10 protein-coding genes are annotated in these 12,934 nt (G+C 37.1%); 7 read left to right on the top strand and 3 right to left on the bottom strand.

Annotated features, from left to right (window positions below; all coding sequences use genetic code 11):
* On the top strand, positions 1-609 hold the full coding sequence (locus tag D0T08_RS17060; protein ID WP_116983884.1) for a hypothetical protein: 609 nt from the start codon (positions 1-3) through the stop codon (positions 607-609).
* A gap of 43 nt (positions 610-652) precedes the next feature.
* On the opposite strand, the gene D0T08_RS17055 is transcribed toward D0T08_RS17060, so the two are convergent.
* Both D0T08_RS17055 and D0T08_RS17050 read right to left on the bottom strand, forming a co-directional pair.
* Positions 653-1,225 carry a DinB family protein gene (locus D0T08_RS17055; RefSeq protein ID WP_116984021.1) on the bottom strand — a complete coding sequence of 191 codons (573 nt, stop codon included), beginning with the start codon at positions 1,223-1,225 and terminating at the stop codon, positions 653-655.
* Between the two features lie 93 nt (positions 1,226-1,318).
* Positions 1,319-1,903: a Crp/Fnr family transcriptional regulator gene (locus tag D0T08_RS17050; RefSeq protein WP_116983883.1), complete on the bottom strand. Its 585-nt coding sequence runs from the start codon at positions 1,901-1,903 to the stop codon at positions 1,319-1,321.
* A gap of 385 nt (positions 1,904-2,288) precedes the next feature.
* Between D0T08_RS17050 and D0T08_RS17045 the strand changes: the two genes are divergently transcribed.
* From D0T08_RS17045 to lptB, 5 genes are all read left to right on the top strand, one after another.
* The gene (locus D0T08_RS17045) at positions 2,289-2,795 is read left to right on the top strand and encodes an RNA polymerase sigma factor (protein WP_116983882.1); all 507 of its coding nucleotides are present in this window, start codon (positions 2,289-2,291) and stop codon (positions 2,793-2,795) included.
* Positions 2,796-2,799: 4 nt separating this feature from the next.
* Entirely contained in the window at positions 2,800-3,342 is a 543-nt protein-coding gene (locus D0T08_RS17040) for a hypothetical protein (protein WP_116983881.1), read from the top strand.
* A gap of 15 nt (positions 3,343-3,357) precedes the next feature.
* A complete protein-coding gene (locus tag D0T08_RS17035; RefSeq protein WP_116983880.1) occupies positions 3,358-4,242 on the top strand; it encodes a hypothetical protein in 885 nt (294 codons plus the stop codon).
* Positions 4,243-4,256: 14 nt separating this feature from the next.
* Positions 4,257-5,675 carry a hypothetical protein gene (locus D0T08_RS17030; protein ID WP_116983879.1) on the top strand — a complete coding sequence of 473 codons (1,419 nt, stop codon included), beginning with the start codon at positions 4,257-4,259 and terminating at the stop codon, positions 5,673-5,675.
* Positions 5,676-5,756: 81 nt separating this feature from the next.
* Entirely contained in the window at positions 5,757-6,494 is a 738-nt protein-coding gene (gene lptB / locus D0T08_RS17025) for an LPS export ABC transporter ATP-binding protein (RefSeq protein ID WP_116983878.1), read from the top strand.
* Here the strand turns inward: lptB and D0T08_RS17020 are convergent.
* Positions 6,491-7,210 carry a hypothetical protein gene (locus tag D0T08_RS17020; protein WP_116983877.1) on the bottom strand — a complete coding sequence of 240 codons (720 nt, stop codon included), beginning with the start codon at positions 7,208-7,210 and terminating at the stop codon, positions 6,491-6,493. The two genes, lptB and D0T08_RS17020, sit on opposite strands and share 4 nt — an antisense overlap.
* A 170-nt stretch (positions 7,211-7,380) precedes the next feature.
* Between D0T08_RS17020 and D0T08_RS17015 the strand changes: the two genes are divergently transcribed.
* Entirely contained in the window at positions 7,381-12,840 is a 5,460-nt protein-coding gene (locus D0T08_RS17015; protein WP_116983876.1) for an alpha-2-macroglobulin, read from the top strand.
* Positions 12,841-12,934 lie beyond the last annotated feature (94 nt).

Genomic DNA, 12,934 nt, shown 5'->3' with positions numbered 1-12,934 from the left:
ATGCCCATACCATTTAAATATACAAATCGCAAAGAAGAAGACCATTATTTCAGAGCAGTAGAAACTGCAAAAGGAAAAATAAGATACTATATAGTAAAAAATAAGGCCGGGTATACTGATCTTATTGAAGAAATTCCAAATGGATTTGAGGTAGTAGAATTACCTGAAGAAGGGCGTGTAATTTTTAGAAAAAAGATTCCAAAAAAAATTACAGAGCAAGAACGACTAATAGTTGAAGATGCCGTAAGAGAATTATCAGCTTTTAATGATTTTATGATTTTCGTTGAAAGTAATCAAATAATTGTCTTTCACTCACAATTCAATTCTTTAGCTGGGCAAGAAGAAAATCTCACGGCAGAAGAAGCAAAAGAAATGTATGGAGAAACTAAAAAATGGAAAAGATATTTTGAAAGTATGTATTTCACTCTTATTGATGATAGAAAACGAATTTTTTCGGTAGCAAGACCTGTGTTTACACAATTGTTCGGTAGATGGAATGGTACATTAGAAAAGTCAGATGATTTAATGTATTTAGCTGATAAGTATTGTCAACATTTGGGTAAAGACACCTTTTTTGATTTGATTCCTCTTGAATTGGAAGATGAATAGTAATTCCAATTGTGTTACGTCCACTCAGATGTAACACAACTGCTTAAACCTTCTGCAAATCTTTAACTCCCGCCAATACTCTTTGCGCCTGTTGTATATGCCTTTCATCATGAGCAATCACGAACTGAAATACATCGCCTAATTTTAATTTTATCCATCTGGCAATAGAAATCGGTATGTAGATTTTATCTAAGTCGGCATTGCGGGCTTGTTTCAGATTATTTAATAAAGTCTCCTGCTGCTCAATAAATTCGGCTAACACGGCATGTGAATCAAGATTCGAAGCTGGGATATGGTCTTTAAATGCCTTATACTTTTTGGTGTTTGATGGCAGCATCATTTTAGTAAAATAACTTCCTGTCCATGAGCCTTTAAAAGTATCGATTGACGACTTTGCTATGTTTGTATCTAAACCAATTTCGATTTGAGGTAGGTAATAACGCCCATAACTATTCAGGTGTTCGAAGCATTGGGTAATACTCCAACCGCCATTGTCAGGTATTTGTAACAGAACTTCTACATTTAGGTTCTGAAAGGTATGTATGGTTATCTGCAGATGTTTTTCTACCTCATTTTCCAGAGATTCTATCAATTGTATTTTATCTATTTTGCCCATTTCGTTCAATGATTTAATAAAGATTGTGATGCAAAAGTGGGAAGCTTGGGTGATAATAATCTTGGTAAATACCAACATTAAATAGAATGAACCCTAAATCTTTATTTTATTAATAAACTTACTGAAATTTGTTGCATCAATACCCAGGTAATTAGCCAGATATTTATGAGGAACCAACTGTAGAATATGAGGGCTACGATGGAGTAATTGCGTGAAACGTTCTTCTGATGAATAACATTGCAATTCCACCAACCGCGTCAATAAGCCGGAAATGGTATGAGTAATGCCTTGTCTGATGAGTATCTCAATAGCGGGTCTGGTTTGCATTAATACTTGTAATTCAGAAAAAGGCGCTCTTAAAAAAACAGAGGGTGTGAGCGTCTCATAAAAATATCTTGACTCCGTTTGGAGTAATAATGAATCGAGTACACCACCAAAGGAGGGATTATACGTAAAAACCAAAGTTGCCTCGCGGTTTTGTTCATCAAAATAATATACTCTCTGTACTCCCTTTGCTACAAAATATAGATACTTCTCTCTTTCGCCTATAGCTGTAATAATTTCCTTCCTTTTGGAGGAAAAAGGTTTCCATAATTTTGAGAACTCATCCCAATCATCCTCAGATATCGGATTAATACCAAAAACTAATTGCTTAAGTTGTGGAAACGGCTCTGACATAAGATTAACAGAATTAAATCTATCGGGAGTACTAATAAATAATTAGATAAGTAATCAGTAAGACTTTCAACAAAATTAACTGCATTTCTCTATCTTAGTATTAGAAGTTGCTTAGGATTATTTCTTTCATTTAAAAATGCATTGTTTTGGCTGCACCTACATCAAATGATTTCATCAATAGCTTTGCTATTGAATTCCATTCCGGCTTTATCATTTGATTCGGTTCGCTCAAAACACCACTATTTTTAAAAAGAAATTAAAATCCTAAACAACTTCCTACTAAAAAAGCATGACTATGAAATTATTTAAAAAAATATTCTTCTTCATACAACCATTCTGCATCTTCTACGGCACTTTATAATAAAGTAGCACTAATCTTTTTTGAATGACTGAAGCTGAACTTATCAAGGCCTGCTTAGAGAACAATCGATTTGCCCAACGAACGCTTTACGATCGTTATAAGCGAGCTATGTACACTTTGGCGTACAGGCTCACGAACGACTTCGATGATGCTAACGATGTGCTACAGGATGCGTTCCTGGATGTCTTCAGAAAATTAGAAAATTTTAGAGGTGAAGCTACTTTAGGCGCGTGGATCCGTGCAATTGTGGTGCGCAAAGCTTACCGGAAATTAGAAAAACCAAAGATGTGGCAGATAATAGGAGAGATACCCGAAGAAACTTCGGTTGATTGGGGAGACTCTATCAATGCCGAATATCTTGAAAAAGCCATTCAGGTTTTACCAGAGGGGTTTCGGACTGTTTTTATCCTCATAGAAATTGAAGGATATACTCATAAAGAAACGGCAGAGATGCTAGGAGTATCAGAAGGAACCTCGAAGTCGCAGCTTTTTTATGCCAAAAAGAAATTGAGAGAAATGCTTAAAAATTGAAACTATGTATCAATTACCCGAATATGAGCCGTCGGATGAAGTCTGGAAAAAAATTGAGGCAGGTCTTAATAAGGATGTCTTGCAAAAAGCCATCGGGCGATTACCTGAATTTGAGCCGACTGAAGAAGTATGGAGTGCTATTAATCAAGAACTAAATCTACACAAACCAAAGATAATTCTATGGAAATGGGCATCCATCGCCGCATCTGTTTTGCTGATAGCAGGTTTGATGTTATATAAGCCCTGGGAAAGCCCTGACATTAGTTATTCGCAGGAAAAACTTGATAAACAATTATTGTTAAGCCCTACTGACGATAGTCAGAAGCAATATGAAATGATAGTGGCCTATTGCAAAGAGCAAACCTATATATGCCAGAATCCGGAATTTAAGGAATTAAAGACAGAATTAGAAGAATTGAATCTGGCGAGTGTACAATTAAAAGAAGCGGTTGGAGCCTATAATACCGAACCTGAATTGATGGCACAATTGTCGATCATCGAACAACAAAAAGCTGATATAATCAGAAAAATGGCAATGAAGATATAAATCTGTTTAAGGTAAATGAAGAAAATACAAACATATATATGCTTGCTAAAACCCTTGCTTCTGGGCTTGCTTTTGCTACAACAATCAAAAGCCCAGACCACCTTGCAGGTGGTTACCAAGGGTATTGAAAAGTCTTTCCCGATTACTCCAAATCTTATAGTAGAAGCCGAAAAAGCTGATATAGAGCTAATTTCGTGGGAGAAAGATGAAATTCAAGCCAGAATTGAGCTGATAGCCAAACATCCTGACCGGAATACTGCTAAAAATGATTTGGAAATGATGAAGTATGTAGCAGATAAAGTGGCTGACAAAATACTGTTACGCAACTATTTAGTGATTAAAAGTAATGCTGAAAAGCCAGGTTCTAACTTCAAGGCAAAATATATAATCCATTTACCAGAAAACCTGAAAGTTAGTATTAAGAATAGTTTCGGGAAAGTGCTGGTACAGGGTAAATATAGTCAGTTAAATATCAGGTCAGAGTTCTGTATTCTTGATTTACAGAAAGCAGAGGGAAATGCTAAACTGGAGACCTATTATGGAGAGGTGCATAGCAAGAGCTTCAGCGGTACAAGTACAATTAAATCAGAACGCTCCGAATTATTCTTTCAGCAATTGAGTGGAATAAATATCATCAATGCGCAATACGGAAAAATAGAGATTGAATCAGTAGCTAATCTTAAATCACTAACAATTAATGCGAAAAAGACTGAAATCAGTATGAAAATACCCTTGCAGAATCATGGCTTTAATATAGAGTCTAAATATGGTAAAATGTCTTTGCCTGATGGTTTTAACTGGCTCCATAACACAGATGACAGTAAAGCCGCTACTTATAATCTCTCAGCCATATCTAAAATTAACATACAAAACTCTTTCGGAAATATTTCTATTAATTGATAAACGACCTTGTTATGAGAAACCTCATTCTATTTATACTTTTTCTTTCTCCACTACGGGCAATAGCGCAAAAGGATAGCGTAAATATCAGCTATTCAGAAGAGAAAGTTCAAAGTTTTGAAAAGACAACTTTGATTGATGAATATGAAAAAGCGTTTGGCAATAATCGGGTTGTGAAGAGTGCATTGAGAATAAGTCTTAATGGAATACCTGGAATTAATACGGCAGATAAGGCTCCTTATCCTATTAGGAATTTTATCAGGGGTTTAAATCCAACTTTACATTTTGAACAAAAAATAAGTGGTGATAAATCTCTTATTGCCAGTTTTAGCGGAAATAGGGCAAAAGAAGATATTTTCTGGAACGCTGATATTGGTTTAGAAGCTAGATGGTATTATCGTATGAAAGAAAGAGTGGAAGAAGGTAAACAGCAGCCCAATATAACGGGAAAGTATTTGAGTCTAAAAGTTGAAGCCAATCCGTTTAGATATAGTAATTTATTTATGCCCTTTGCCGATTTTGGTGCCGGAATTTTTCTGTTCAGAGCTACTTCTACTTATAGTTTCAATTGGGGCTGGCAATTGGGGAATAACGTAAACTATGGTGTTTCAGTAGGAATAAAACATGGTAAAAAGTCCGTTATAGACAATAATAATTTTTTGGTTGACGGCACTTTATCGGGTAAAACTGCAACTACTTTGTTTATTTCAAGCAATGCTCAAGCTGGCTTGGGGTTATTTCTTCCGCTCAAAAAAAGAACAACCAGTAATTCCTGCGACTTTCTTCAATGCAATTATGAGGTTAAGCAATTGTTTAAAGTTAACTTAAATAATACCCTCTATCTTGACAGATACTTTCAGAACCTGAATTTAGATATTGCTTACGAACGAAAAATAGGCCGCTCCCCTTTTTCAATTAATTCAAATGTAAAATCAGAATTCTATAATAGTTTTATTCATAATCCAACAGGGAGTAAATTGGATACTGTTTATACTGATATGGGTATAATCAGAGATATAAGAACACGTCCTACTTTCTCTAAGGAATTACAGAATTATATTGCTTATAATTTTGAAATTGCAGAACAGTTACGTTACTATATCGGTATGAAAAATCGTATTGTTAAAGGGAAAACAGCAAGTAACCTGAATGGTTTATATATTGGGGTACTTGGCAGTTATAGGTTCCAGAAACAATGGTTTAGCAGTATAGGTAGTAGCTCTAGTTTGACTAACAATTATCAAACAAAAGAATTAAGTGGAGGAGTAAGTATTGGTTATCAGTTGCAGACCAATCGTAGATCTTTCTTAGACATAAGTACTAATATCCTGCAACAAAGACTTACTTTTCCTATAGAACCTCCAAATCCGGATACGCGCACTACTACAAATTCTGTTATTAATTTTTCTCTGAAATTAGGTTTTGCCAGATAGACGTTAGATTTAATAAATATTAACAAGAATTCTGCAAAAAAGGCGTTAGTTTTGCAAAAGAAATGGGTGTAATAGAAAGAAATGATTCTACGGACAGAAAACCTTATTAAAAAATACGGACAACGTTTAGTTAATAATAATGTAAGTTATCAGGTCGGTCAGGGCGAGATTGTGGGACTTTTGGGTCCTAATGGAGCCGGAAAGACTACTTCGTTTTATATGGCTACGGGTTTGGTAAAGCCTAATAGTGGTAAGGTATGGCTCGACGATTTAGACATTACTTCTTTGCCCATGTATAAACGCGCCAAATTGGGTGTAGGTTATCTGGCGCAGGAGCCCTCGGTTTTCAGACAATTAACCGTAGAAGAAAATATTCTGGGGGTATTGGAATTAGCCAAACCACAATTATCTAAAGCGGAACGCAAAGAAAAAACCGAATATCTGCTAGAAGAATTCAGTTTAACCCATGTTCGTAAAAATAAAGGAATTGTCTGTTCAGGTGGAGAACGTCGTAGGACTGAGATTGCCCGAGCCTTAGCCGTTGATCCTAAGTTTATTTTGCTAGATGAACCCTTTGCAGGAGTTGACCCTATTGCTGTAGAAGAAATTCAGGGCATTGTGGCTAAGCTTAAACACCGCAATATTGGTATTCTGATAACTGACCATAATGTAAATGAAACCCTTTCTATCACCGATAGAGCTTATCTGCTTTTCGAAGGCAAGATTCTTCGTCAGGGAACGGCAGAAGAGCTGGCTAGTGATGAGTTGGTGAGAAAGGTATATTTAGGTCAACATTTTGAGTTGAAACGTAAAATTTAGATAGTTTCTACCTCTTCTATCATACAAGCAATTGTATTCTCTTCCAGTTTTCTTATTTGTCTTTCTAATTCATCTACAAAAAACCTTGTGGGTTTTTTACCTGTTTTTTTATATCTGGCTACCAATTCATCTATCTTCTTTCGAAACTTGATTAACTGATTTGCCTCCGACTCTTGCTGTTCTTTCAGCATAGTAATTGTATTTTTTTTCAATTGATTAAAATCATCAATTGCAATATTTCCTTTCAGCCTTTTCAAACTTTCTATCAATAATTCATGCTTGTCTGATTTGGCTCCGATGAGTTCGTTTGTATAATACTTTATCTGCTCATAATTGTCAGTTTCTAATAACCTGAAATTCACCAACATGAATTTTGAATACCTGTTTCTGATAATCGGTAGGAATGCTTCGTTAGGGTGAGATTGAACAAAAGCCCTGTATTTTTGGTCGGCTTCTGTTCTTTCTTGTTCAGGGAAATTCTCTAATGGAAACAGGATATCAATTTCGTCCAATAATTCGTCATAATGTTTCCTTTGTTCTTTTAAGACATAGAAAGCTTTAATTGAGCTGGTCTCGTTCTTTAAAATGGCATGATTAGGCTTAAAGCCGGAGTCATATAGCCTGGAATAAAATCGCAAAACTTCGATTTGTGTTAATTCCTCATTACTGCTTCTTACTAATAGGATAAGCAAAAGAAAGGTGAATGTTTTTCTCATTGGTAGATTTTTTAGTCAAACAAATATAGTTGAAATTCCGAGAAGTAAAAGCCAAAGTTCTCTATTTTTTCATTAGATAAAATAAAAGAAATATTTTTGGCTTTGGTCTACAATTTCCCGAATTTCTTACGTTAATTGTACCGTTGAACACCTATTAAAACATCACTTCCATGGAATCTCCGCTATTCAGTGTCAAGCCTAAATCTTTAGGATTGTTGAATATTTTTATCCTTTCTTTTTTTACCATCAGTACAACAATTTACATCAGCAGTTGCTCAAAATTGAACGAAGTAGGCATCTCTGCCCGCAATTTCGAAGACGAGATTCAGCAGGCCCAGAACCTTGTTTTTACCTTCAATAAAGACCTGGTAGGAGATAAGGATCTGGATAATTGGGAAGCTGTGGAATATGTGAAGATAGAACCTAAAGTGGAAGGGGTATTCAAGTGGACAGCCAAGAACGAACTGGTGTTTTCGCCAAGCAATGGCTTCAAACCTGCCACTGCTTATAAAGCTGTTTTAAGCAAGCCTTTATTAAATAAATCTGCTACTAAAAACTATAGCCTGGATAATGAAACGGTGGAATTTCATACACCATTTCTTCAACCACAAAAGATAGAAAGTTACTGGATGAAAGGAGCAGATGGCAAGCCAACTGCTAAAGTGAAGATTGACTTTAATTATCCTGTTCAGAAAAATGATTTGAGCAGTCTGTTAAAACTAAAAGTTGAGAATGCTGATAAAAATTACATTATCAATAATACAGGTAATGATAATAAGATATTATTGGCATTAAATGATGCTCTATCCTCAAAAGATGAAACGCCTTTAACTGCAAACATAGAAAAAGGTTTGAAGATGTCAGGTGGGGGGGCAAGCACTCAACAAACCTATACATTAGATGGCGTAGTACCCTCACCTTATGATGTAAAAGTAGTTGATGTAGAAACAGGTTTCGAGGGTAACCAAGGATTTGTAAAAGTGATTACTACCCAGCAAATTACTGATGGTAAACTGAAAGATTCATACACTATTGAGCCTGCGGTAGAAACCCAAACTGAAGCGACTGAAAACGGTTTTATTATTAAAGGCTATTTCAGTACAACGGAAGCATATACACTTACTATCAAAGATAATCTTCGCGGCACATTAGGCGCAAAACTGGATGGAAATTATACTAAAGACTTATTCTTTGGCGAAATGCCTGCCAGCCTTGAATTTACGAATAAAAAAGGTTTATATCTCTCCTCTAAAGGTAGCCGTAATATAGGTGTCAGGGTTACTAATATTCCTAAAGTAAAAGTAAAGGTGTTGAAGGTATATGAGAACAATATCTTGTCTTATTTACGCAACAATCGCTACGAAGACTACTATTATGATGGTGAAAGCAGTACCCGTAACGGCTTTACCTATAATGATGATGGTCAGGGATTTTATAGCGATGTGATTCTGGATAGAACCATAGAAACAGGCAATTTGCCGAAAATTCATGGCACATCGGTTTTAAATATGCCTCTGCCTGACCAAAGCAAATTGAGAGGGGTATATCTGGTTAATCTTAACTCAAACGATGAATATTATTTCAATGCCAGTAAACTGGTATCGGTTTCAGATATAGGTATTATTGCCAAGAAATCAGACAGTGGCAATGAGGTAATGGTATTTGTGAACTCGATAATTGATGCAAAGGCAATAGGCAATGTAGAAGTAAATCTGATTAGTTCGAATAACCAGATCATTGAAACCCTGAAAACCGATAGCAAGGGCGTAGTAGTTTTTGAGAAATTGTTGGAAAAAGCCCCGAATTTTAGTGTGGCAATGGTTACCGCTCGTACGGAAGAAGATTTTAATTATATGCTTCTGGAAGATACGCAGGTAGAAACCTCACGCTTTGAGGTAGAGGGCAAAAGAGCCAATGCCAGTGGTTATGATGCTTTTGTGTATGGTGACCGTGATATTTATCGTCCGGGTGAAACGGTTCATTTCAATACGGTAGTAAGAGACAGTAAATGGACTTCGGCAGAGGAAATTCCGTTAAAAATTAAGATTCTATTGCCCAATGGACGGGAGTTTAAATCATTCCTGAAAAATACCAATGGACAAGGGGCTGTTGATACATCTATTCCGCTCGACCGTGCGGCTGTTACAGGTAATTATTCGATTGAAGTCTATAACGGTAATGATGTATTACTCACTTCAAAATCTATCAGTGTGGAGGAATTTATGCCTGACCGCATTAAGGTAGATTTATCAGCAAAGGATACCTATCGCTCAGGTGAAACAGTGTCAATTCAGGCCATAGCCACTAATTTGTTTGGTCCTCCGGCTTCCAATCGTAATTATGAAATGGATTTCAGTCTGAAAAGAAAGGTATTTTCAGCCAAAGGCTTTGAGAATTATAGCTTTGATATTCAGAACGATACCAAATTTAATAATGATGTACGTCAGGGTGTAACCAATGAAAACGGAATAGGGGCACAGAGCTTTGAGATTCCTGCTACTTATAAAGATATGGGTGTGTTGGAGGGAAAAGTCTTTGTGACTGTTTTTGATGAAACAGGTCGCCCGCTCAACCGTATGAAACGTTTTGATGTATTTACGCAGGAAACATTCTTCGGTATTGGCTTACCCGATTATTATGTAGGCACACACGTACCAATAGCTATCCCATTGGTGGCACTTACTACTGAGGGTAAAATACAGAATAAAACACGCGCAACGATAGATATTTACCGCATAGAATACCAGACTGTGGTTGAAAAAACGGATGGTGTTATCCGCTATAATTCGAAACGTCAGGAAAAATTAGCGCAGACCAAAGAAGTAGATTTTTCAGGCGGTAAAGCAAGCATTAAGTTTATTCCACAAGTATCAGGCGAGTATGAAATCCGTATCTATAAACCTGATGCTGAAAGTTATGCCACCCAAGGTTTCTATGCTTACGGTTATGGTAGTACTTCGAATAGCTCTTTTGAAGTAAGCAATGAGGGACAAGTATTAATGGAAATGGATAAAGAAAAGTATCAGGTGGGCGATAATGCTAAGATTCTGATGAAAACACCATTTGCCGGAAAAATGTTGGTGACTGTTGAAAGAAACAAAGTATTAGAACATTTTTATATTGAAACCGATAAAAAATCGGCAGAGGTAGAGGTGAAAGTAACAGAAGATATGTTGCCGAATGTATATGTAACGGCTACTTTGATTCGTCCGATGAAAGGGATTGATATGCCACTGACAGTAGCACATGGGTTTGCTCCTATGAAAGTGGAGAAACCAAGTAATTTGCTCCCAGTCCAGATTGTAGCTGCCACTGAGTCTCGTTCAAAACGTAAACAGAAAATTACAGTCAAGAGTAAATCTAATACAGAATTGACGGTGGCAGTGGTAGATGAAGGTATACTACAAATCAAAAATTTCAAAACACCGGATATTTATAATTATTTCTATCAGAAACAGGCATTGGAAGTCAGCAGTCACGATTTGTATCAATTCTTGTTCCCTGAATTGTCACTATCTAGCAATAGTAGTATCGGGGGGGATGGATATAATCTGGAGAAGAGAGTAAATCCGTTAAGCAATGGCCGTACTAAACTGGTGGCTATCTGGAGTGGTATTCTGAAAACCAATTCAAGTGGGGAAGCGCAGTTCGAATTTGATATACCGCAGTTTTCTGGTGATTTAAGAATTATGGCTGTTGCCTATAACGATGAGGCGTTTGGTTCGGCTAATACCAATATGAAAGTAAAGGACCCGATTGTGATTAGCACAGGTGCACCAAGATTCTTGAGTCCGAATGATGAGGTGATTATTCCGGTTACGATTACAAATACTACCAAGAGCAATACGACTGTGAGTACAGCGGTGAATCTGACAGGAGGCTTGACTCTCCAAAGCCAGAATAATCAATCTCTTAGTATTCCGGCAGGGAAAGAAGTGAGAACCTTATTTACTGTAAAGGCTCCGGCCGCTATTGGTACGGGAAGCATTGCAGTAACCGTGAATGGCTTCAAAGAAAAATTCTCAGAAAGTATTGACCTGACAATCAGGCCAAGCACTTCGCTTTTGAAAAGTTCATTTTCGGGCGATGTACTGGCAGGCAAAACTGCCTCAGTTAGTTTAGCCAATGATTGTATGCCGGGTTCTGCACAGGCAAGTTTATTGGTGAGTCGCTCACCAATGGTACAGTTTGCCAAAGAATTAGATTACTTGCTGGGCTATCCACATGGTTGTATAGAGCAAACAGTTGCTAAAGCATTTCCACAATTGTACTTTGCTGATTTCACCAAAACTATCGCTACAAAATCGAAATCAATAGGTCTGAAAGGTGATAATGACTGGAACCCACAGTTTAATGTGCAGGCAGCTATCCGTAAAATTGAGAGTATGCAACTAGCCAGTGGTGGATTGAGCTATTGGCCGGGCAGTGATTACGAAAGCTGGTGGGGAACCATCTTTGCTGCTCACTTCCTGCTAGAAGCAAAGAAAGCAGATTATGAGATAAACGAGAATATTCTGAACCGGATGTTGGATTATCTGACCACTAAAACCTCAATGCAGGAGACTACCGAGTTAGAATATATTTATGTTGAAAACGGCACATACAATACCCGTACAATTGCCAAACGTGGTATGATATATTCGCTTTATACATTAGCATTGGCAGGTAAGGCTAATCAACCAGTGATGAACTATTATAAATCGAATGAGAATCTGTTAACGATTGATACACGCTATATGCTAGGGTCAGGCTTTGCACAGATTGGCGATGAAAGCAGTGCGAAACAATTGATTCCTAAAGATTATCTGATGGAAAGTACCACTAAAGAAACAGGCGGTAGTTTCTCTTCACCTATTCGTAATCTGGCAATTTCATTAAATAGTTTAGTAGAGTCTGACCCTCAAAATTTGCAGATTCCAAAAATGGCGAGAGTACTATCTCAGGCAATTAAGAATACCCGCTATTTGTCAACACAGGAATCAGTATTTAGCTTCCTGGCTTTGGGTAAAATTGCTAAACGCAATGGCGAATCTAATGTAACGGCCACTTTATTGGCAGATAATAAACAACTGGCTAATTTTACGGGTGCTGATTTATCTTTAGATAAGGGTCTGGTTGGAAAAACAGTTTCCATTAATGCCAAAGGTAAAGGTGCCTTATACTATTTTGCACAACAGGAGGGGTTAAGTGCCACCGGAAAATATGTAGAAGAAGACAACTTCCTGAAAGTGCGCCGTCAGTTCTTTAGCCGTACTGGTCAACCGCTTTCAGCGAATCAATTCAAGCAAAATCAGTTGGTGGTGGTGAAAGTAAGTATCAGTGGAACGACCCCAATAGAAAACGTAGTGGTAACGGATATGTTACCGGCAGCTTTTGAAATAGAAAATCCTCGCCTGAACGAAGACCGTGAAATGACCTGGATAAAGAATGCCTCTTCACCACAACATTTCGATATAAGAGACGATAGAATTAACTTCTATACCACAGCAGATGGCACCGAGCGTAGTTTCTATTATTTAGTCAGAGTAGTTTCTCGTGGCAAATTCATTATTGGTCCAGTGGCTGCAGATGCCATGTATAATGGTGAATACCATAGCTATAACGGTGGTGGAACTGTTACAGTAGAATAATAATAGTAAGAAAAGCGCAAGGTTAGCTTACGTTCATTCTGCGCTTTTAAGGCTGTTTGCAAATTCAAAAAAAGTAGCTTTATTTGTAATGACT

It is taken from the genome of Emticicia sp. C21 (assembly GCF_003418935.1).
Classification (GTDB): domain Bacteria; phylum Bacteroidota; class Bacteroidia; order Cytophagales; family Spirosomataceae; genus Emticicia.
The sequence above is the reverse complement of the archived record's forward strand: the minus strand, read 5'-3'. Positions and strand labels throughout refer to the sequence as shown.

What these genes read in the sequence shown, in the direction of transcription:
- D0T08_RS17060 (WP_116983884.1), top strand. Translation starts at nt 1, where the DNA reads ATGCCCATACCATTTAAATATACAAATCGCAAAGAAGAAGACCATTAT.
- D0T08_RS17055 (WP_116984021.1), bottom strand. Translation starts at nt 1,225, where the DNA reads ATGGGCAAAATAGATAAAATACAATTGATAGAATCTCTGGAAAATGAG.
- D0T08_RS17050 (WP_116983883.1), bottom strand. Translation starts at nt 1,903, where the DNA reads ATGTCAGAGCCGTTTCCACAACTTAAGCAATTAGTTTTTGGTATTAAT.
- D0T08_RS17045 (WP_116983882.1), top strand. Translation starts at nt 2,289, where the DNA reads ATGACTGAAGCTGAACTTATCAAGGCCTGCTTAGAGAACAATCGATTT.
- D0T08_RS17040 (WP_116983881.1), top strand. Translation starts at nt 2,800, where the DNA reads ATGTATCAATTACCCGAATATGAGCCGTCGGATGAAGTCTGGAAAAAA.
- D0T08_RS17035 (WP_116983880.1), top strand. Translation starts at nt 3,358, where the DNA reads ATGAAGAAAATACAAACATATATATGCTTGCTAAAACCCTTGCTTCTG.
- D0T08_RS17030 (WP_116983879.1), top strand. Translation starts at nt 4,257, where the DNA reads ATGAGAAACCTCATTCTATTTATACTTTTTCTTTCTCCACTACGGGCA.
- lptB (WP_116983878.1), top strand. Translation starts at nt 5,757, where the DNA reads ATGATTCTACGGACAGAAAACCTTATTAAAAAATACGGACAACGTTTA.
- D0T08_RS17020 (WP_116983877.1), bottom strand. Translation starts at nt 7,210, where the DNA reads ATGAGAAAAACATTCACCTTTCTTTTGCTTATCCTATTAGTAAGAAGC.
- D0T08_RS17015 (WP_116983876.1), top strand. Translation starts at nt 7,381, where the DNA reads ATGGAATCTCCGCTATTCAGTGTCAAGCCTAAATCTTTAGGATTGTTG.